Origin of the sequence: Roseofilum capinflatum BLCC-M114 (assembly GCF_030068505.1) — a bacterium.
Taxonomy (GTDB): domain Bacteria; phylum Cyanobacteriota; class Cyanobacteriia; order Cyanobacteriales; family Desertifilaceae; genus Roseofilum; species Roseofilum capinflatum.
In genome coordinates, this window is record NZ_JAQOSO010000009.1 from 56,728 (window position 1) to 76,463 (window position 19,736).

Genomic DNA, 19,736 nt, shown 5'->3' on the forward strand with positions numbered 1-19,736 from the left:
CCTTACTTTTATGTCGTACTCAGAACGTCTTCTAGAAAAAGGAAATACTCTCACTCGTGTTGCCCATAAGTCTCGATTTCAAGCCGTTCTTAATGCCCTAGGCAACCAAAAGTATCCTTGTGCCTTGGATTACGGATGTGGGGATGGCTGGTTGCTGCGATCGGCCTATGAGCAAGGATTTATTCAATCCGGTTTTGGCATCGATATTTCTCCTGATATGCTCACTGCATCTCAAGAAACGTTAAAAGATATTCCCGGATTTAAATGGGGTCTCCCCTCAGAAACTCATACCCTAATTACTCCCCAAAGTCTAGATCTAGTTTTTTGCACCGAAACCCTAGAGCATGTCCCCGATCCGGCTGCCATCCTCAATGAAATTTTACCCCTCTGTAAACCCAATGCCAAAATTGTCATTTCCGTCCCCATTGAAGTTGGCCCCTCCCTATTCGTTAAACAAACGGGACGCTATTTAGCGAACCTCAAAGGCGGATATGGCTATGAGCGTTACACCCCGCAAGAACTTTTTTCTGCCGCCATTCTTTGGGATTGCAAAAGCTTTCCCTCCTCTCATGCCCAAAAATCCTCCTATCGCGCCCACAAAGGTTTTGATTATCGGGACTTAGAAACTTTTTTAAACCAGAAGCTCACTATTGAGAAGAAAATGTTTTCTCCCTTTCCTCTTTTAGGAACACTATTTAATAGTACTGTGATTTGGATTTGCAAAAAAAATTCATAGAAGAAATAAGGGGTACTGAATTAATCGAATTAAAACATAGTCTTTAATTTATGAAAAACTCCCATCTTTTCCCCAAAAGATATCTCTATCGAATTCCTCTGGCAATTTTAGTATTGTTTCTGATTACTGAAACCATTTTAAGACTCGGTTTTGGCTTAGGAAAGCCAGCCCTTGTACAAGCTGACAGCGATACAGGATATCGTTTTCAACCAAACCAAGACCTATGGCGGTTTGGCAGAACTATTATTTATAACCAATATTCTCAACGCTCCGATCCGATTACTCCAGAAAAAACGCCAGGAACGTTACGAATTTTGATGGTTGGAGATTCAGTTTTAAATGGTGGAAATCCTATCGATCAACCCGATACTATTTCTGAAAAGCTTAAAGTTCAACTGGAAAATTCTGGTTATCCTCTAGAAATTTTGAATGCTTCATCTGGCTCTTGGGGACTGGGAAATCAATGGGGATATTTACAAAAATTTGGTCTTTTTGACAGCGATTTGGTGATTCTACAAATCGGAGTTCATGATTTAGTACAACCTACCAGTACCAGTGATGCTGTAGGCTCGATTTACTTTCCCGATCGCCCTCCCCTGTTAGCCATTTCAGAAGCTTGGAGTCGCTATGCTTGGCCCAGAATCCAAGGTTATTTCCCTTTAAATGCCCCCAGTTCAGAAATTCCTCAATCACAACTCCAACCTGAAGAACAGTTTACCGAAAACATGGACACTCTTCAGGCAATGATTCGGTTTATTCGCGCTCAAGATATTCCAATTCTGGTGGTCTTTACCCCCAATCGCTTCGATCTGATTCCTAATCCTCAAATCCCACCGTATTACCCAGAATTTTTTACATTGTTAGAGTCAGAGAAAATCCCAGTTGTCGATGTTTACCAAGCTTGGTCTACATTAAGTCCATCGGTCATCGATAGCTTCTTTCGGGATAGCGTACACCTAAATGAACAAGGGAACCAAGCAGTGGTGACTCTGATCTGCGAACATCTGCAACTGGGCGATCGGTTGCCATCCTGTGTTAAATAAATTATCCTAAATCGAGCGCTTTTAACTGGAATTGAGAACAAACAGTGTGAAGTCTATTATAGCCCACACAAAAACACCCAAGCAAAGAGAATATAATCATTATCCTTGTTGAGGAGGACTTTAAATTGCATCGCTCTTTTACTCAGAATCTAAGCGTAATCAATACGAGCCAAAATGGTAAAAAGGCATCCTATTCAACAAGGTTGTCCATATTAACTCAATATTATCCCCCTGATTATGCAGCTACGGGTCAATTGATTGAAGAACTCGCCCATCAACTGGGTCGTCAGGGGATGAAAGTTCATATCTTTACTGGACAGCCAGGATACGCCTTTGCCCAAGAAGATGCTCCGACCTCAGAGGAAAATGAGCATTTATCTGTTCGGCGATCGCGCACTACCCGAATCTTATCACAACGCATCCGAGGTAAAGCGATCAATGGTCTGATTTTCAGTTTACGCGCTGGACTCCACCTACTAAAAACAGCTAGTCGCGGAGATGTCTTATTAGTGACAACTGCCCCGCCCTTCTTACCTCTATTAGGGTATTTAGCTAACCTGTGTTTTGGTGTTCCCTATGTTTGCCTGATTTACGATCTGTATCCAGATGTAGCTGTAGAACTGAAAGTTATTTCCAGAAACCATAAATTAGTCGAGCTTTGGAATAAGGTCAATCGCTTAGTGTGGCGCAAAGCCAAATCAGTCATTGTTCTCAGTTCAAGCATGAAAAACCGAGTGCTTGCCCAATGTCCGGAAATTGGCGATCGCGTCGCAGTCATTCACAGTTGGGCAGACCCCCATCATATTGTCCCTATTCCTAAAGCAGAAAATTGGTTTGCCCATCAACATAATCTAGTTGAAAAGTTCTGTGTTCTCTACTCAGGTAATATGGGACGCTGCCATGATATAGACACCATTCTCAGTGCAGCGCAACACCTAAAAAACGAACCCATCCAATTTGTATTTATTGGTAACGGAGCCAAATATCAAGCCTGTCAAGAACAAGCCAGAATTTTAGGCTTAAATCACATCACCTTTTTACCCTATCAAGACAAAGAGTGCTTACCCTACTCCTTAACCGCCTGTGACCTATCTTTAGTCAGTATTAGTCCTGGTATGGAGGGCTTAGTTGCTCCCAGTAAACTCTATGGAATTCTAGCTGCGGGTCGCGCAGTTGCTGCTATTTGTGAACCCCATTCCTATCTCCGTCAAATGTTATCAGAAGTCAATTTTGGCAAAGCATTTGATAATGGAGATTCTGAAGGGTTAGCCCAATTCATAAAAGATCTAGCAGCTAATCGGGAAAAAACTGAATTAATGGGTCGTCAAGGTCGTCGTTATCTCGAAACCCACTTCACTCCAGAACGCATTGCCCAACAATACGGAGAAGTATTAACGGCTGCTCCAGAATGGAACATGAAAGTCAACATGGGAAGGCTAGTGAAGTTCAAAGAGTTTTAAGTTTCCCTCTAAAATTCAACCTCCCCGAACATCAACCAACAAGTTTATTGAGGGTTGATGTTTTGCTGATTTGAGTCCATGTTAAACCCCTTAGTCTTCATTGGGGGTATAGTTTCGGTAATAGTAATCTACACCGGAAGCAAACCCTTTAACTCCATTAGCAATAATGCCCAGAACTGATACATAGGACATTTTGAGGTTATCTAAGACTTGATTGAGTTCAGAACGCCCTGCTTTTCCTAGGGCAACGACTAGGAGAATGCCATCGGAACGCTTCGCCAGCAGACTACCATCCGCTAATCCTAAGCTGGGAGGTGTATCATAAATTACGAGATCGTATTCCGTTTGGAATTGTTCGATCAGATGCTGCATTTTACGAGAGGATAATAGCTTGATCGGATCGGGGGGAACTTGGCCGGATGTGAGTATATAAAAATGATCTTCAACAGCGTGAATGACTTCACGGGGGTCAATTTCACTGGTAATGATATTGCTTAATCCGCGCAAATTGGGTAACCCTAACCGACTATGGAGAATGGGATGACGTAAGTCGGCATCAACGAGTAGCACCCGTTGGCCCATAGCGGCTGCCGATCGAGCTAAATTAATGGATACGGTGGATTTCCCTTCCATGGGCAAACAGGAGCTGATGACCAGGGAACGGATGGGAGTATCGGAGCTGAGAAAGCGAATATTGGTGTATAGGGAACGGAATGACTCTAAGAAGGGTGAGGAATTGTAGTAAGTGCCCTTAGAGCCTAAACTGATATTGAGAGGACGTTTGGGTGCTTGTTCTGGAGTGGGTTCATGGTCGGAACCGGCTGCTACTTTAGCCCTAACGGTTTCTGGGGCACTAATGGGTTTCAAGCCTCGCTTAAAGGGGATAATACCTAATAGGGGTAAACCGGTTAGCTCTTTGAGGTCGTTGGTGGAGTGGAAGGCGTTATCGAGTTGTTCAGACAGTAAGGCTGCACCTAATCCCATTAAGGTTCCTGCGAAGAGACCCAACACTAGATTACGGGGGACATTAGGAGAGATGGGCGCTCCGGGTTGGAAGGGTTCGGAAAGAACTTCCCAAGATACGGATTTTTGGGCGGCTTCGAGTTGTAGGGTTTGCCGAGTTTCGAGGAGTCGGGCTAGGCTGTCGGTTGCGACTTCTAGTCTCAGTTGAATATCCGTATATTCTCTGGCCAAACTGGGAATAATGGAAAATTCTTCTTTCAGCCGGTTTTCGACTTGTGCTAAGGCAGAGAGGCGCACTTGTAGCACTTGAACTTGATTGGTTGTGTCTACCAATTGTTTACTCAAATCTACTGAAATGGGAGTGAGCTGACCGCCGTTATTAGGCATGACTTTATCGCCAACGACCCGTTGAGCTTCTCGGTCAATTAGAGGTAACAGATTTTGCCGTCGCTCTAGGAGGACTTTAATGTTGGGGCTATCGGGTTGAAACCGAACGGATTCTTCGGCAATTTCGGTTTCTATTTCTAGGAGTTGGTTGAGGAGTTGTTGGTATCGAGAGGATTCACTTAGGGCTGCTCCGGCCAAGGCTTGTTCTGGAGAGGCTCCTAGTTGTCTTTGCAGGACGACATACAGAGATTGTAGTTCTGCTAATTTTGCTTGTGATTCTTTTTGTTGCTTGTTAATGTCGGTGAGCAAGCGAGAAATATCATTGCCTCTGAATTCTGGGTCGATGACGCTATGTTGTTCCCGGAAGGTTTCGAGTTCGGCTTGGTATGAGTTGACTTGCTCGCGGATGATGGGAAGTTGCTCTTCGACAAACTGAACGACTCGTTGGATACTGAGTTGTCGCAGTTGGATACCATACAGGGAATATCCTTTGAGTAAGGTATCTAAAACGTTTTTGATTTTTTGAGGATCGTCTCCTTGGAAGGAGATATTTAAGATCTTGGTGTATCGCTCTTGGTCACCTAGGGCTTGTTGGATGGTCAAATTGCCAACTAATTCCCCATAGGTCATATCGGGATAGGTTTGTTGCAGTTCTCGGACTAGGGGTTCTAGCAGGGTGGGCGATCGCAACACTTCGATTTGAGTAGCATAGTCAAAGCTTGGCCCCAAGCCTAACCGTAACAATTCCTTAGAGCCATCGTCTTCTGAAATTGGCTCAACTAACATGCGAAAATTGGATTGGTAAACTGGGGGACGGGTAAGCGTCCAGGCCCAGATGGCTCCGGTGACGGCGATCGCCACCCCCGCTAGTGGCAGCCAACGTCTGCGAATAATCGCCAACAACTGCTTCGGATCAAATTCCTCTGTCTCCGACTCATTCGGGAGAGCAGGAATAGCAACCGGATAGGGCTTATACCCATTGTGGCCATTTCCGTTATGACCGTTGCCGTTTTGGTTATGTCCGTTTTGATTCGATTTAGGGGGAGTACCAGCTTGCATAGATTTCAGAACCTCTCAATTGACAGCAGTGTAGCAATAAAACCGATCGCCTAGGAGTATGGTTTGATTAATTAAAATTGATCAATTAAAGCTAGTCATTAGAAACCATCGAATAAACCATCAAATAAACGATACACCGTTCTGGGAAGAGAAAATATTCCACCTACAGTGCTTAAGACCCTAAACACCGGACTTACAGCATTTCCAAACTCAGCTACCCGCGATGGAGATACAATAATCGTATCGTTATTACGCAAAGCGGGATTATTCTCTTCATCCAGCGCTCGACTAAAGTCAATCGAGACTTGTCGCTTAGTCACTGTTCCATTGGGATTCAAACGAACTAATTCTACAGAGCGTTCTCTAGCATCATTATTAAATCCTCCTGCCACTAATAGAGCCTGGGCTAAGGGGGTATTAGGGGGAACTTCCACTCTACCCGGTCGGATCACTTCTCCGACAATATTGATGTTGATCGTTGCTGGCGAAAAGCTGGTTGAAGCTAGTTCTGTTGCTTCATCTGGACTCAGTTCTGTGGCTGTACCAATGACAATGGTATCCCCTTCTTGCAGGGGCAGATCCTGGCGCACGTCTCCTTCTTGAAGCAGTTTCCACAAATCCACATCAACGATTTGTTCTTGTCCAGATTTGGTTAACCGTCTCACTTGAATATTGCGAATATCGGCTTGTTCAGTAATTCCACCGGCTGATTGAATTGCAGCAGTAATGGTTACATCATTCTCTTCTGAGTTATTATTGATCGTATAGGGGCCCGGTCGTTTGACTTCACCGACCACTGCCACTTTTAAGGGGCCTGAGTCTGCACCGGCAAAGCTGGCATTGGCTAAAAGACTACTTTCTTGTAGATTGACATCGGTGGCGGTGGGAATAAAGATGCTATCGCCATCTCTTAATAAAATGTCTTGACTGAGATCGGCAGTTTGTAACAATTTCCACAAATCTACGGTCAAAATCTGATCGCTGCCCTGTTGACTCGGACGGGTACGGCGCACTTGAATTCGGCGGATATCTGCTGCTTGGGTAATTCCTCCCGCTAAATCAATCACACGGGTCACGGTGGGCAAGGCGACTTCTTCATTGCCATTTAAGGACATGGAATATACGCCAGGACTATAGACTTCTCCTGCTATGCCCACTTTGACGGGGCGCACCCCAGTTAAGCTAAGGGTGACAATGGGGTTCCGCAGATAGCGAGCCATGACGGTGGCTATTTTGTCAGAGGCTTGGGAGAAGGTTAAGCCTTGAACTTGAACGGCTCCGACGAGGGGTAAATTGAGAGAGCCATCGGATAAAACCAGAAATTCGCCGCTATATTCGGGAACGTTAAATATATCGACTTTTAGCCGATCGCCTGCTCCCAAGGTATAGCCTTCATCCACGGGTAAGGGCGTAGATACCGGGGCGGTTGGGCTTTGAGCCAAGACTAGGGAGGGGAAACTTCCCCAGGTAAGACAACCCGCCAAGGCGATCGCCCCCACCGATCGCAGGGCTTGTCCCCATGTCGTTTTTGTTTGCTTTGTTTTTAAGGGGCCTAATGGGTTCTTGTTTTGAGCGATCGCCTGTGTCATCATCGACTTAGCCATATATGCTTTTTTAAAGATTCAACCCTATACTATGGGCATATAGTTTAACACTCAACCCGCCAAGGGTGTTGACGATTACTACATCACCTTTAGGGGCTGAAATTCCGGAGGTTTCTAATCTCCCCTTGATTATACTCATGATCTAAAACTTATCGATTATGGTAATTTCATTCTGGAAGAAATTAACTCAACCCTCCCCAGGGCAATCTTTCAACCGTAAAGATCGATTTTGTTGTCATTGGGTTTTACCAGGAAAATTGGCGATCGGCCCCCTGCCGACCCATAAAAATCATTATGCCCATCTGCAACAAGAACAGATTCAAGCCATTTTATCCCTCTGTCCAGAAACAGAAGGATCGATTCTACCCGAATTTAGGGATCAATTCCATTGTCTGTCCTATCCTTTACCAGATAGCCACTATCAAGAGCCATTAACCCCCGAAGACTTAGGCCAAGCAGTTGAGCTAGTCCAAGAAACTCTAGAGCAAGGAAAATCCCTCTATATCCACTGCTTTGCAGCGATAGAGCGATCGCCCACTGTCTGTCTTGCCTATCTCTGTCGTCACCAAGGTCTAGAACTCTGGGAGAGTCTACGATTCCTTAAAGAAGTCCATCGCCGTAGCGCTCCCACCGAGACTGAACTTCAGGCGATCCAAGCCTATCTCAAGTCCGCATTCTAGCCGGGATTTCAGTCTGTTAAACCACACAATCTTCCGGGGTTTCCACGTAATCAAACAAGACCTTATTCATATAATTGTCTGCCCATTCCCGGCCAAATGCCTTTTCTAACACCCGGCGGGTCTTATCATTCTGTTGTTGTTGGGTGCAGTAATAGCGTTGACCCGCCAAAATCGTCTTCTGTTCTCCGGCTGAAACCGGTTGGGCTGCTGCGGCCTGGGCACAATGAATCTCCATAAACGCCTCGACCCGTTGCACAAACTGAAGTTCTTCCGCTTCATTTTCCGGGCGAATAAACAAACAAAACTCGGAAAAAATATCCGCCCAAGGGGGGAGCTGACGATATTGGGCAAATTCCGGTTTGGGTAAAGATTGCAGGGCCTGATAATAAGAGTCTGGCAAGGTACGGTTCGGACTCACTGGAGACAAATCGGCGATCGCCGCACTAATCTGGCCCTTACCCCCCACCAAATCGCACCCAAACATGGGCAAATTATAATTCGGTCGCGGAAACATCACACAATGGAGAATATCCAAACCCTGGCCCAACTTCGCCAACTCCAAATGAATTTTGCGAAATTGGGGCGTTTGATAACATTGATTTTCAATCGTTAGCTTTTCTCCTTCAAGTCGTCCCTCCACATAGCCCAACTCTCCAGGCAAATCATAGGGTTCAAGATCCAGATGGGTTTTCCAAACCCGCTCTAGGGTATCGGCTAACTGCCGAATCAGGGGATGTTGTTGTTCTCTCAATACCACTTTTTCCATAACCAGACTTTCACCCATTCAAGACATCAGCAAGGGACTTCCAAAGGATGCTAACCTTTAAGCATATCAGTATACCAGGTTGCTTGATTTGCCAAAACCCTTCCCCTAGGGTAAGCAGCAGCACCGTTCCACTCTAGAAGCAAGGACTCTCACTATGTTTGGTTTAGGATTACCAGAAATCGGCGTTATTGCAGTGGTTGCCCTGCTCGTTTTTGGGCCAAAAAAAATCCCCGAAATGGGTAGAGCCATGGGCAAAACCATTCGTGGATTTAAAGAAGAAATGAACGGTGAGCCAGACTCAGAGGTTGACTCCACTTCAGAAGCCAACCCCTCAGACTCCCGGCAAGCCTAATCTTTAGAGGGTAAGCGGCTTTCAATTAAGCCAATTGCCCGTGAGACACTTTCAGGCAAAATCACCACCAAGCCCTCCTTGGGAGCCGAATCTAGAGCTGTGTTAATGGCATCGGTTTCATCGAGAATTACCTCATACTTGCACTGGCGATCGCTATTTTCAAGTCCCTTAGCAATTAAATCCGCCGCATCTCCGCGAGGCCGGCCGCGGGTATCATCATCCTCTTTGATAATAATGCGGTCAAATATCTCCGCCGACAGCTCGCCCAGAAGAATGAAATCCTCATCCCGACGGTCTCCAGGGCCACCGACCACACCAATGCGCTCTCCCGGCCAATTTTTCACAAATTCCCCTAACGCCTTATAACTATGGGCATTATGGGCATAATCGATCAAAGCGCTATAGTCTTTAATCTCAAATAAATTCATCCGTCCTGGGGTTTGACTCGATGAAGCCTCAAACGTATCTAAGGCAGCCCGAATCTGATCCAGACTCACCCCCTGAACAAACGCGGCCAAACTAGCAGCTAAGGCATTAGCAATCATAAACGGAGCCATCCCCTTCATCGTCATCGGGATATCCACCGCTTTAGCGATCCTCATTTTCCATTCTCCTTTGAGGATCAGTAAATCGCCATCATCATAAATTGCCGCGATACCGCCTTTTTCCGTATGTCGTTTCACCACCTGGTTATCCGATTCCATGGCAAAATAGGCAATCTTGCATTTCAATCGGTCTGCCATAGCACAAACCAGGGGATCATCCGCATTCAGCACCGCATAGCCATCCGGTTTCACCGTTTCGGCCACCACAGCTTTGACCTGGGCCATTTGTTCAATGGTATTGATATCTCCGAGTCCTAAATGGTCAGCCGCCACATTTAGCACGACTCCCACATCCGAGCGATCGAACGCCAGTCCACTTCGCAAGATTCCCCCACGAGCCGTTTCTAGCACAGCAATTTCTACCGTCGGGTCTTTAAGAATCAATTCCGCACTTTGCGGCCCCGTATTATCCCCAGGTTCCACCAAATAATCGCCAATGTACGTGCCGTCCGTAGTCGTATATCCCACCACTTTACCCGTTTGCTTCATGATATGGGCGGTCAGACGAGTGGTCGTGGTTTTACCATTTGTACCCGTCAGAGCAAAAATGGGCACGCGGGATGGAGTATCTGGGGGAAAGAGCATATCCATCACCGGAGCCGCTATATTCCGGGGTAGTCCATAGCTTGGCGCTGCGTGCATTCTAAAGCCAGGGGCCGCATTCACTTCTACAATCACGCTATCGGTTTCCCGCAGGGGCCGGCTAATATCAGAGGTAACAATATCAATCCCTGCGATATCCAGGCCAATACTTTTCACCACCCGTTCCGCTAACCAAATATTTTCGGGATGAATTTCATCCGTGCGGTCAATGGCGACTCCGCCTGTACTAAGGTTAGCCGTTGCCCGGAGCATACACATTTCATCTTTTCTGGGCACACTGTCGAGGGTATAGCCTTGACGCTCTAGCAAGTTCATGCTGTTGCGGTCAATTTCAATCCGAGTCAGGACATTATCATGGCCTTGGCCTCGGTTCGGGTCTCGGTTGGTTTCTTCGATTAATTCGCCAATGGTTGATTTTCCATCACCCACCACATGGGCCGGCACTCGTTCAGCTACTGCCACGACTTTACCATTAACCACCAGAACCCGATGGTCATTGCCTTCATAATATCGTTCTACAATCACCCGACGGGTTTTAGAGGCAGAACTGGCATCATCGTAGGCAAGTTCTGCTTCTTCGTAGGATTTAACATTGATGGTAATGCCTCGACCATGGTTACCATCGAGGGGTTTAAGCACCAAGGGATAGCCCCCGACTTCATCAATGGCATCTTCGAGTTCATCCAGGTATTCAATCACCGTTCCTCTGGGGACGGGAATTCCGGCATCCCGAAGAATTTTTTTGGTTCCTTCTTTGTCGCAGGCTAGTTCTACGCCCAAAATTCCGGTGAGATTACTCAGGGTCGCTTGAATCCGTTTTTGATACGCTCCATAGCCCAATTGAATCATGAATCGGGCATTGAGTTTCATCCAAGGAATGTTACGGGCTTCGGCTTCTTTAACCAGGACATCGGTGGAGGGGCCTAGGGCTGCATCTGCCCACAGTTCTCGTAAGTCTTGTAAATCTTGTTCTAATTCCGAGAGGGGATAACGACCGGTTTCTACAATGCTTTGGCACAAGCGGACGGCAGCTCTACCGGCATATCGACCCGCTTTTTCATCCAGGTATTCAAAAACAACTTGATAAACACCTGAATCGGCGGTTTCACGGGTACGACCAAAGCCAACGGTCATTCCAGCCAGGGTTTGCAGTTCTAGGGCTACATGCTCGACAATATGGCCCATGTATGTGCCTTCTTGAACTCGTTTGAGGAATCCTCCCCGACATCCTGGGGAACAATAATGTTCGACTAAACTGGGTAAGACTTGGGTGAGTCCTTCATAGAAACCGGAAATTGTGTTTGAGGGTCTTTCAGCGAGGTCTTCTAAATCTAGGCGTAGGATCACCAATTGGGTTCGGCGAATACTCCAGTAATTAGGGCCACGTAAGGTTAGGGTTCTGAGGATTTTCATGGGGCAGATCGATCGCGCAATGCTAGGGATGCTAAGGAAGGCAGGCTGCTATGGCAGACAGGTTGATACAGGCTGTTAGTTAACGGTTTGACATCCTGATTCCACCCTCTGGTAAGCATGAAGGGTAAAGTGGATAGGAAACTGTTCACATTGGACAGTTCCTGGGATTTAACTCGATATTTGTAAGTTTCCGGTTTGACCTGGATCGATAATAATTTCTCTTGAGTGCATATTGTAGCGTCCTCCATGACAAAGAATATGAACTTTGAGGTTACAGACACTTAGGGGATCGGTTGCGCCAACGGTGTGTTCGTTGTTGAAGAGGAGATCGCCGGGATCGACAATGGTGACAGTTCCTTTGCCAATGATGGATAAGAGGCCATCGCCTTCGACAATGACGCAGGTATCTTCGTCTATACCGATGCCGATGCGGTCTGAGTAGGCAGATATGGCGCTGATTAGGCGGGCCATACGATTCCGATTATGGAAGTGTTGATCGACGAGCAGTTGGGGCACGATCGCCAATCCTGTCGTTACATCCACAAGGGAACGATTCGGAGATTCCCCACTACCGCCACCAGCGATCATATATTCTCCCATAACAGCGGCCCCGGCGCTGGTTCCGGCCAGGGTGATTTCACCGGCTTGGGCTTTTTGGCGCACGGTTTCCATCACTGGGGTATCGGCCAGTAGTCCACATAAACGCAGTTGATCTCCTCCGGTCATGAACACTCCTGTACACTCATCAAGGAAGGTTTGCCATTGGGAAGCGCTAGCACTTTCGCGGTCTCGAATGTCAAAGACCATGATATCTTTAGCGCCCATGTCGCCAAAAATGCTGCGGTAGCGATCGCCCACTAGCAAGGGTTCACGAGAGGCTGAGGGAATAATCCCTAGTTTGGCCTCTTTCGCTCCAGAGCGGTTGAAAAAAGTTTGCAGGATTTCTCGACCATGAATTTTGTCTTCTGCTCCGCCAATGATCATAATCGAGGTTTTGGTCGATCGAGGAGCCTGTGGCGATTGGGGTTGGGATTGAAACTTTAACATGGAACTGACTTTACACATCATGGTGACTTATGGGCTTAGAAGAGAGGCTTGAAAAAACAATTCTCTTCTGAAACGGTCAACAAGGGACTAGCAATGGGTTGAGGAATTCAACCCTTTAGACCTTCAACCTCTGGGATTTCGGGTATCTTCTATGCTATAGCTTAATGGCCAAGAGATAATCTAATCACAGGGAAATCTGCTCTCTGTGATGCTAGTTCGGTTGTATAGGAGTCACTTTTGCGATTCGATCTCATTACACTGTTTCCTGATTTTTTCACGTCCCCCCTGAGTTCAGGATTGTTGGGCAAGGCCCTTGCCAAAAACATTGCTCAGGTTTATTTGACCAATCCTCGCGATTTTACCACTGATAAGCACCATAAGGTAGATGATGAGCCTTATGGGGGTGGGGTGGGGATGGTGATTAAGCCGGAACCGATTTTTTCCGCAGTGGAATCGTTACCAGTGCTTCCTCACCGGGAGGTGCTGTTGATGACTCCCCAGGGAGAGCCTCTAGAACAGGGATTATTCAAAACTTGGGCGAGGGAGTATGACCAGTTGGTGATGATTTGCGGCCATTATGAGGGGGTGGATGAGCGGGTGGTGAGTCTGGTGACTCGTGAGGTGTCTTTGGGGGATTTTGTGCTGACGGGGGGGGAAATTCCGGCTCTGACGCTGCTGAATGGGGTCATTCGCCTGTTACCGGGGACAGTAGGAAAGGAGGAGTCTTTGAAGGCGGAGAGTTTTGAGGAGGGTTTGTTGGATTATCCTCACTATACGCGCCCGGCTGAGTTTCGCGGGCAGAGGGTTCCGGATGTGTTGCTCTCTGGGGATCATGGCAAAATTGCTCAGTGGCGTTATGAGCAGCAGGTGGAGCGGACGAAGCAGCGACGACCGGATTTATATGAGGCGTGGTTGGAGCAAGGAAAAATTGAAAAGTGATGTGATGGGTTTGATGTCCAGTGGAAATTGATAGCGATGAATGGGATTGAAACTTGAACACGGTGGGTAAGGAGGAGTCGTTGAAGGCAGAGAGTTTTGAGGAGGGTTTGTTGGATTATCCTCCGCCTAATGGTTTTCCCAGTTTGACAGAAGAGGGTTAGAATGAAAGCTTTTGGAATAGATCGGCCACGGGTAAGGTAAAGCCAGGAATTACTTCTTCACCGTCTAAAGCGTCAATAGATTTTAGCAGGCGATCGGGTTCTTGGGCAGAGCGATAAACCAAGACATAATGTTCGCTAGGGTGAATAATCCAGGCTAGACGAGTACCATTCTCAAAATACTCCACCAGTTTGTCGTGCATTTCTTCAACGGTGTTGCCAGGAGATAGGACTTCAACGACAAGATCGGGCGCACCCTCCAAAAATCCGGAGGGGAGTTCACTCATTCCTTGCAAACGCTCTTTAGCAAAGAAGGAAATATCAGGAGAGCGTCTATTCCCATTTTTCATTTTGAAGGCAGTGCTGGAGTCAAACAAAGCTCCTAGTTTCTGGGCATTCACTACTGCAAAAAGAGCGGAGCTTAGAATAATAGGAATATTGCCATGTAATGCGCCTGAATTTCCCATGTCGATCAACTCTCCATTTACGATTTCATAGCGGTGTCCGTCCTTGGGCAGTGCCATGAATTCCTCATCTGTCCAAACTTTTTTGTCGGTTATTACTTCAGTTGCAGTAAGCACAAGTGAACTCCTTACAATTACTGTCGATCGCGACGACGTTCAAACTCAGCAAAAATAATGACTACCCTCAATTATGCCAGATTGAAGACATCTTCGTAGATTTGGGCCATGGTGAGGGTTAGTCCCACTGATTCTAAGGTTAATTCAGTGTCTGCGTCTAAGATTTGTACTGTCCAATTGCCAGGAGTATCTTGGCGATAGATTTCAATTTGAATTTTATCTTGGGAGACGAGAACGTATTCTTTTAGGCTTTCTAGTTTTTGATAGTTGGTGAGTTTTTCTCGTCGGTCGAGGCTTTCTGTACTTTGGGAAAGGATTTCAATGATCAGGTTGGGCTGAGTTTTGAAGTATCGCTGATTGTCTGTCCGGTTGCAGGTTACGAGCAAGTCGGGATAATAAAAAATATGGTCTTGAATTTTAACTTTCATGTCGGACATAAATACCCGACAGTCACTGCCTCGTAGATGGGGACGCAGCCAGGCCAGAAGATTCCCAGCAATGAGATTGTGTTCTTCACTTGAACCTGCCATGGCAAAGATATGGCCACCCAGGTATTCATGGCGAATGGGGCTGTGGTCTTCGTGGTGTAGATAGTCTTCGATGGTGAGTAGGGGTAGGGGCGATCGCATCTTCTGGTTATCGTCAGTCTGATTCGATTCTTCTACTGTAGCTTGAGAGCAAGGAACAATTTAGGGAACCTGTCCCCGTCCCCAATGCCCTGATTCGACAGTTGAGGGATGAAAAAGGCACACTGGAGATAATGTACTTGAGAGGGTAGGGTAAAGATGCGCTTGAATGCTAAGTTAAGGTTTTTGGTAAGTACGATCGCCTTATGGTTGATGATTCAAGGGGTTCCGATTGCGGTATCCGAGTCGTTTCTGAATACGGAATTTCAGATCGGTACGGAGGCTCTAGCAAGGAGGAGTGGGGGGCGATCGCGGGGCGGATCGTTTGGCTCTAGCGGTTCCGGGGGGCGATCGCGAGGGAGTCGCTCCCGTTCGAGTGGGTCGAGTTCTGGGGGCAGCTCTTCAGGGTCTAGGAGTTCGGGAAGTTCTGGGGGCAGCTCTTCAGGGTCTAGGAGTTCTGGCAGTTCTGGCAGTTCTGGCAGTTCAGGGCGATCGAATCCGTCCTATCGCACTTCACCGAATTATAGACCCTCTGGGCCAGTGTATGGGTATGGGACTCGTGGGGGTTCTGCGTTCTCCTGGATCGGGTTGAGCCTAGGGTTGCTCATTCTTGGGGGGCCGTTGTTGATTGCTTACTTAATTTTCCATCGAGCTTCTCAGGGTTATCAGGGGTCTCAGGGTTCTCCAGTACAGAATGAGATCGACAATGATATTGTGACCGTCAGTAAGTTACAAGTAGCTCTGCTGAGTCCAGAGGGGGATCTTCAGCAGCAGTTAACCGAGTTAACCTTGAATGGGGATACGGAAACACCAGAAGGGTTGTTCAGTATGCTGCAAGAGGCAGCCTTGGCGGTAATGCGAAGGAGCGATCGCTGGTGTTATGTTTCTTCAAGTTCTCAAACTGTTAAGTCTCGTGAAGAAGCCCAGCAAGTCTTTGAACAACTTTCCATAGAAGAAAGGAGTAAATTAACCTCCGAAACCCTGGTGAATGTCAATGGTGCAGTCAAGGAAAGAATTGCTGCCTTGAGTCAGGAATTATCCGATCCCGGTTCTTATGTGGTGGTCACCCTGTTAGTGGGAACTGCCGACGATCAACCCCTATTCAAAGAAATCCAAACCTCGGAAGCCTTAAGAGAAACATTAGGACGGTTGGGTTCTATTTCTCCGGAGTATCTTCTTGTGTTTGAATTGCTTTGGAGTCCTCAAGAAGAACAAGCTAGTTTATCCAGTGATGAACTTCTGACTTCTTACAGTAATATGATCCCTTTATAGGGGGTTAATTAGCGCTGATTGGCCTCAACTACGGCAGAATTGCGCTCATGTTCCCTAAATTCAACTCGCTTAACCCAGACTCGCCCTTGAGTTTCCGCTTGCACAAATTGATTCAGCTTTGTTAACACCAATTGGGCAAATTTTTCCGCACTGACTGCGGGAAGCACTCGAAGCTGAATGACTCCCTTTTCTTGCAGTTCATAAAAACTGGGTAAATGGGGATCATCTTCTGCCACAATTACCGTATGGTCAAACATATAATGCATCCAGTCTTTAGGACTCATACCCTCAATTTGAGTCTTAGCTGTTTTCATTCCTCCAAAATCCCATACCCAATGATGGCGATCTAAGTCTCCTTCAAACCAAACCTTAAAGGAGACGCTATAGCCATGCAAAAATTGACAATGGGAACCTTGCGATCGCCACTGTCGGAAGCAGGTGGAAAAGCCATCAAAAACTTTTGTCGATTGGTACTTAAAGTTGCCCGTTTGATCGATGGGTTCAGAAGCAGAAATGATATCCATGGATAGATCGAAGCGAAAATAGGAACATTAACGCTCAGTTTAAGGGAGTGGGATTATTTAGCCATTGCTTGTTTCAAGCTCTGGCAAAACTGGCCTACAGAGTCGATCCCTTCATCCGCTAATCGCCGCACGATCGCACTACCGACAATCACTGCATCGGCTCCCCAGTCTACCACTTGCCGGGCATGTTCCGGTTGAGAAATACCAAAGCCCACGCCAATGGGTTTATCGGTGACTTGGCGAATCTGTTGGATCAAATTGGGGACTCTGGTAGCGACTTGGCTCCGGACTCCGGTGACTCCGGTGACGCTGACCAAATAGATAAAGCCTTGGGACTTTTGGGCGATCGCCTGAATGCGCTCAGATGAACTGGTAGGCGCAACCAACAACACCACCTCAATCCCCCGTTCAGCCGCCGGTTCTAAGATACACTCAGCCTCTTCTAGGGGCAGATCGGGAACCACTAAGCCAGCAGCTCCCGCTTGACTAATTTCATCTAAAAAGCGGTCAATTCCCCGATAGAGAATGGGATTGTAATAGGTAAACAGAATTACGGGCGCTTGCAACTTCGGGCTAACCTGGCCAACCAATTCTAGTACCGCCTCTAAACGGGTTCCCCGTTGTAGGGCGCGGGTTGCTGCGGCCTGAATCACGGGCCCATCAGCCAAGGGATCGGAATAGGGGACTCCCAGTTCAATGATATCCGCCCCTTGGCGATCGAGAACTTGCAGAGCCTGAGCTGTGGTTTCTAAATCTGGATCGCCAGCAGTAATAAATGGAATTAAGGCTGGAGTGTTTTGCGATCGCAACCGCCCAAAACACTCACTAATCGCATGGGTCATAACAGTCATATCAATTTAATCAGGGGAGATAGAAGGATCGGATTCTGAGGCTACCTCGGCTTCTAGCTTGGCTCTCTCCTCCGGTGTTAGAGATTCCCACCGTTTTTGCAGCATCGCCTCTTCATAGTCGCGCCGTTGCTGATTGTAGGTCATGTTTTGGGTTCCCACCCGGAATAAGTAGGTAGAGACCCACACTAGCACCCCACCGATAAGAATCACTTGGCTCCAACGGCCAGCATCCAGGCTATCTAACCCCAACAGTTGAAACAACCCGTACACTAAACCACCAGTGGCGAAAAGGGCCACACTCATGACAATGACATCTATTCGTCGCACGTTCTGTTTACCTTTAATCCAGGATGTTTATGTGATTTGTCGGGGTTTGGGTCTGAGATTAATGAGAGGAGCCAACAGGAGAATGCCTGGGAAACACCAAAAGACCATGAAGTACATCAATAACCGTTCGATGGAACTAGCACTATACCAACGGCGATCGAGATAGAAGTAGATCAGAGCCGGTAAGACTAGGAGATAGGTTCCCCCTAAAATTCCGTAGACCAGTAAAGTGATAATGTCCATCTAGCTATACTTAAAAGCGAATGATCCAGAGAGATCATACCACTTTTAGACCGGTTACGCTGGCCATCTCTATCCCTGGCCTTTCCTGCTGATTTCAGTTAGAGACTTGCCAAACCTGGGGATTTGTGATTTAATCGTATATTGTGTGAAATATCAAATTCACCATCCCACACTTAACTTAAGTGCGGGGGCATGGCGGAATGGTAGACGCTACGGACTTAGAAAACTGAGCCTTAGCAGAGAAATTTGCTAAGTGGAAGCTCTCAAACTCAGGGAAACCTAAATCTGGCAACAGACATGGCAATCCTGAGCCAAGCCGAAGAGAACGATTGGGGAACTTACACCTGAATCGAGTCTCGACGGAAGGTGCAGAGGCCCGACGGGAGCTACCCTAACGTATTCAGCCGAGGGTAAAGGGAGGGTCCAATTCTCAAAACCTGTGGACGAAGTTCCCAGGCAACAGTGAAAGCTGTGGGAGAATGAAAATCCGTTGACCTTAAAAGTCGTGAGGGTTCAAGTCCCTCTGCCCCCATAAGAAACTAACCTAGAGTTGTCAGAAGATTGACTGTTTAATACCTGATTAAGGTCAACGGGCGGAATAATTTTCATCGGAAAATGTGGGTGGAAACCCCGTCCTTTTAGGACGGCTTTACATTGACACCTGAATTTTGTATGAATGTTCAGCCTATTGTAGTTGAGTTTTTTTGCGATCATGACTAACGCAGAATCCCCGGTTTATCAAGGTCAATTTGGTAACTTTACGATTACCCCAGAAGATCGCCAAGAGGTGATGATTTATCGCGGTGGGTTAACGGTTGCGGCTGTCTGTATGGCGATCGCCACGACCCTGACCCTCTGGCCCCATCATAACCCAGAAACCCTATCCTGGCTCACCCCCCTCTATTTCCTCTTCTGTCTTGCATTAGGGGTTAGCCTGCTCACCATCCATATTTATATGGCCATCCTCCATCGCCTGTTGCAATTATTTCTGATGGTGGGCACAATTTCCGGTCTCGTCCTCACCTTCAACAGTTCCCAACCTCTTGCCCTGACCGTATATACTCAGCCCCTTACCTTATTCGGTATTGGATGTACCTTTGCTGCCCTCACCGGCATTTACTTCAAAGAAGGCTTCTGTTTCCATCGTCTAGAAACCAAACTTCTTACCCCCCTAGTACCGATTCTACTGCTCGGTGTTCTCTTTGGCACGCTACCGATCCAAGCTCAAGAAATCATGTTAGCCGCGTGGAGCATCCTATTTCTGATTTTTGCTGGACGAAAACTGATTCAACCCATTCCCCCAGACATTGGCGATAAATCGGTTTTTGAATACTTGAAAAAGGCTAAGTCCTAACTATCCTTGGCTCTGCTATTAGAATTTGAATCATTTTGCCTAGGCTCCTGCCCACCCTACAAGGATTGGTAATTATAGCTGTTGGATTGGACTTGATATAGCGCTTTCCGCTTCGCGGACATGAACGCGCTAGGGAATAGGGA

The 19,736-nt window shown here is 47.0% G+C and carries 19 protein-coding genes; 8 read left to right on the forward strand and 11 right to left on the reverse strand.

What is annotated here, in order from left to right; translation table 11 throughout:
- The first annotated feature begins 10 nt into the window (after positions 1-10).
- The 3 genes from PMG25_RS02340 to PMG25_RS02350 all read left to right on the forward strand — a co-directional run bounded on the left by PMG25_RS02340 (position 11) and on the right by PMG25_RS02350 (position 3,239).
- Positions 11-736: a class I SAM-dependent methyltransferase gene (locus PMG25_RS02340; RefSeq protein WP_283765303.1), complete on the forward strand. Its 726-nt coding sequence runs from the start codon at positions 11-13 to the stop codon at positions 734-736.
- A 50-nt stretch (positions 737-786) separates the two neighbouring features.
- Positions 787-1,779, forward strand: coding sequence for an SGNH/GDSL hydrolase family protein (locus PMG25_RS02345; protein WP_283765304.1), 993 nt, complete (start codon positions 787-789; stop codon positions 1,777-1,779).
- A 203-nt stretch (positions 1,780-1,982) separates the two neighbouring features.
- Positions 1,983-3,239 (forward strand): glycosyltransferase family 4 protein, encoded by a 1,257-nt coding sequence (locus PMG25_RS02350; RefSeq protein ID WP_283765305.1) that lies wholly within the window; start codon positions 1,983-1,985, stop codon positions 3,237-3,239.
- A gap of 90 nt (positions 3,240-3,329) precedes the next feature.
- On the opposite strand, the gene PMG25_RS02355 is transcribed toward PMG25_RS02350, so the two are convergent.
- A complete protein-coding gene (locus PMG25_RS02355) occupies positions 3,330-5,648 on the reverse strand; it encodes a GumC family protein (RefSeq protein WP_283765306.1) in 2,319 nt (772 codons plus the stop codon).
- A gap of 98 nt (positions 5,649-5,746) precedes the next feature.
- Positions 5,747-7,252 carry an SLBB domain-containing protein gene (locus tag PMG25_RS02360; RefSeq protein WP_283765307.1) on the reverse strand — a complete coding sequence of 502 codons (1,506 nt, stop codon included), beginning with the start codon at positions 7,250-7,252 and terminating at the stop codon, positions 5,747-5,749.
- Positions 7,253-7,410: 158 nt separating this feature from the next.
- Here PMG25_RS02360 and PMG25_RS02365 point away from each other — a divergent pair, with 158 nt between their 5' ends.
- Positions 7,411-7,932 carry a protein-tyrosine phosphatase family protein gene (locus PMG25_RS02365; protein ID WP_283765308.1) on the forward strand — a complete coding sequence of 174 codons (522 nt, stop codon included), beginning with the start codon at positions 7,411-7,413 and terminating at the stop codon, positions 7,930-7,932.
- 16 nt (positions 7,933-7,948) lie between these two features.
- On the opposite strand, the gene PMG25_RS02370 is transcribed toward PMG25_RS02365, so the two are convergent.
- Positions 7,949-8,698, reverse strand: coding sequence for a phycocyanobilin:ferredoxin oxidoreductase (locus PMG25_RS02370; protein WP_347178723.1), 750 nt, complete (start codon positions 8,696-8,698; stop codon positions 7,949-7,951).
- A 154-nt stretch (positions 8,699-8,852) separates the two neighbouring features.
- Between PMG25_RS02370 and PMG25_RS02375 the strand changes: the two genes are divergently transcribed.
- Positions 8,853-9,050, forward strand: coding sequence for a TatA/E family twin arginine-targeting protein translocase (locus PMG25_RS02375; protein WP_283765310.1), 198 nt, complete (start codon positions 8,853-8,855; stop codon positions 9,048-9,050).
- Here PMG25_RS02375 and cphA read toward each other — a convergent pair.
- Both cphA and PMG25_RS02385 read right to left on the reverse strand, forming a co-directional pair.
- Positions 9,047-11,671 carry a cyanophycin synthetase gene (gene cphA, locus PMG25_RS02380; RefSeq protein WP_283765311.1) on the reverse strand — a complete coding sequence of 875 codons (2,625 nt, stop codon included), beginning with the start codon at positions 11,669-11,671 and terminating at the stop codon, positions 9,047-9,049. The two genes, PMG25_RS02375 and cphA, sit on opposite strands and share 4 nt — an antisense overlap.
- Positions 11,672-11,839: 168 nt before the next feature.
- Positions 11,840-12,736, reverse strand: coding sequence for a cyanophycinase (locus PMG25_RS02385; protein WP_347178724.1), 897 nt, complete (start codon positions 12,734-12,736; stop codon positions 11,840-11,842).
- Positions 12,737-12,955: 219 nt separating this feature from the next.
- Here PMG25_RS02385 and trmD point away from each other — a divergent pair, with 219 nt between their 5' ends.
- Positions 12,956-13,657, forward strand: a complete 702-nt coding sequence (gene trmD / locus PMG25_RS02390; protein WP_283765313.1) for a tRNA (guanosine(37)-N1)-methyltransferase TrmD — start codon at positions 12,956-12,958, stop codon at positions 13,655-13,657.
- A 157-nt stretch (positions 13,658-13,814) separates the two neighbouring features.
- Here trmD and PMG25_RS02395 read toward each other — a convergent pair whose 3' ends face one another.
- Together PMG25_RS02395 and PMG25_RS02400 are read right to left on the reverse strand one after the other, a co-directional pair.
- Positions 13,815-14,339: a Uma2 family endonuclease gene (locus PMG25_RS02395; protein WP_347178725.1), complete on the reverse strand. Its 525-nt coding sequence runs from the start codon at positions 14,337-14,339 to the stop codon at positions 13,815-13,817.
- 128 nt (positions 14,340-14,467) lie between these two features.
- On the reverse strand, positions 14,468-15,025 hold the full coding sequence (locus PMG25_RS02400; protein WP_283765315.1) for a Uma2 family endonuclease: 558 nt from the start codon (positions 15,023-15,025) through the stop codon (positions 14,468-14,470).
- Between the two features lie 156 nt (positions 15,026-15,181).
- Here PMG25_RS02400 and PMG25_RS02405 point away from each other — a divergent pair, with 156 nt between their 5' ends.
- Positions 15,182-16,294 carry a DUF1517 domain-containing protein gene (locus PMG25_RS02405; protein ID WP_283765316.1) on the forward strand — a complete coding sequence of 371 codons (1,113 nt, stop codon included), beginning with the start codon at positions 15,182-15,184 and terminating at the stop codon, positions 16,292-16,294.
- 8 nt (positions 16,295-16,302) lie between these two features.
- Here PMG25_RS02405 and PMG25_RS02410 read toward each other — a convergent pair whose 3' ends face one another.
- The 4 genes from PMG25_RS02410 to ndhL are packed head-to-tail and all read right to left on the reverse strand — an operon-like array spanning position 16,303 to position 18,239.
- Positions 16,303-16,818, reverse strand: a complete 516-nt coding sequence (locus PMG25_RS02410) for a 6-pyruvoyl trahydropterin synthase family protein (RefSeq protein ID WP_283765317.1) — start codon at positions 16,816-16,818, stop codon at positions 16,303-16,305.
- Positions 16,819-16,871: 53 nt separating this feature from the next.
- The gene (gene trpA, locus PMG25_RS02415; RefSeq protein WP_283765318.1) at positions 16,872-17,660 is read right to left on the reverse strand and encodes a tryptophan synthase subunit alpha; all 789 of its coding nucleotides are present in this window, start codon (positions 17,658-17,660) and stop codon (positions 16,872-16,874) included.
- 15 nt (positions 17,661-17,675) lie between these two features.
- Positions 17,676-17,996 carry a DUF3007 family protein gene (locus tag PMG25_RS02420; protein WP_283765319.1) on the reverse strand — a complete coding sequence of 107 codons (321 nt, stop codon included), beginning with the start codon at positions 17,994-17,996 and terminating at the stop codon, positions 17,676-17,678.
- A 27-nt stretch (positions 17,997-18,023) separates the two neighbouring features.
- Entirely contained in the window at positions 18,024-18,239 is a 216-nt protein-coding gene (gene ndhL, locus PMG25_RS02425) for an NAD(P)H-quinone oxidoreductase subunit L (RefSeq protein WP_283760930.1), read from the reverse strand.
- Between the two features lie 712 nt (positions 18,240-18,951).
- Here ndhL and PMG25_RS02430 point away from each other — a divergent pair.
- Positions 18,952-19,593 (forward strand): DUF2301 domain-containing membrane protein, encoded by a 642-nt coding sequence (locus tag PMG25_RS02430; RefSeq protein WP_283765320.1) that lies wholly within the window; start codon positions 18,952-18,954, stop codon positions 19,591-19,593.
- Positions 19,594-19,736: the final 143 nt, after the last annotated feature.

Bases quoted from the DNA above. Each gene is read 5' to 3' on its own strand.
- PMG25_RS02340 (WP_283765303.1), top strand. From the start codon at position 11: ATGTCGTACTCAGAACGTCTTCTAGAAAAAGGAAATACTCTCACTCGT.
- PMG25_RS02345 (WP_283765304.1), top strand. From the start codon at position 787: ATGAAAAACTCCCATCTTTTCCCCAAAAGATATCTCTATCGAATTCCT.
- PMG25_RS02355 (WP_283765306.1), bottom strand. From the start codon at position 5,648: ATGCAAGCTGGTACTCCCCCTAAATCGAATCAAAACGGACATAACCAA.
- PMG25_RS02360 (WP_283765307.1), bottom strand. From the start codon at position 7,252: ATGGCTAAGTCGATGATGACACAGGCGATCGCTCAAAACAAGAACCCA.
- PMG25_RS02365 (WP_283765308.1), top strand. From the start codon at position 7,411: ATGGTAATTTCATTCTGGAAGAAATTAACTCAACCCTCCCCAGGGCAA.
- PMG25_RS02370 (WP_347178723.1), bottom strand. From the start codon at position 8,698: ATGGAAAAAGTGGTATTGAGAGAACAACAACATCCCCTGATTCGGCAG.
- PMG25_RS02375 (WP_283765310.1), top strand. From the start codon at position 8,853: ATGTTTGGTTTAGGATTACCAGAAATCGGCGTTATTGCAGTGGTTGCC.
- cphA (WP_283765311.1), bottom strand. From the start codon at position 11,671: ATGAAAATCCTCAGAACCCTAACCTTACGTGGCCCTAATTACTGGAGT.
- PMG25_RS02385 (WP_347178724.1), bottom strand. From the start codon at position 12,736: ATGTGTAAAGTCAGTTCCATGTTAAAGTTTCAATCCCAACCCCAATCG.
- PMG25_RS02395 (WP_347178725.1), bottom strand. From the start codon at position 14,339: ATGGCACTGCCCAAGGACGGACACCGCTATGAAATCGTAAATGGAGAG.
- PMG25_RS02400 (WP_283765315.1), bottom strand. From the start codon at position 15,025: ATGCGATCGCCCCTACCCCTACTCACCATCGAAGACTATCTACACCAC.
- PMG25_RS02405 (WP_283765316.1), top strand. From the start codon at position 15,182: ATGCGCTTGAATGCTAAGTTAAGGTTTTTGGTAAGTACGATCGCCTTA.
- PMG25_RS02410 (WP_283765317.1), bottom strand. From the start codon at position 16,818: ATGGATATCATTTCTGCTTCTGAACCCATCGATCAAACGGGCAACTTT.
- trpA (WP_283765318.1), bottom strand. From the start codon at position 17,660: ATGACCCATGCGATTAGTGAGTGTTTTGGGCGGTTGCGATCGCAAAAC.
- ndhL (WP_283760930.1), bottom strand. From the start codon at position 18,239: ATGGACATTATCACTTTACTGGTCTACGGAATTTTAGGGGGAACCTAT.
- PMG25_RS02430 (WP_283765320.1), top strand. From the start codon at position 18,952: ATGACTAACGCAGAATCCCCGGTTTATCAAGGTCAATTTGGTAACTTT.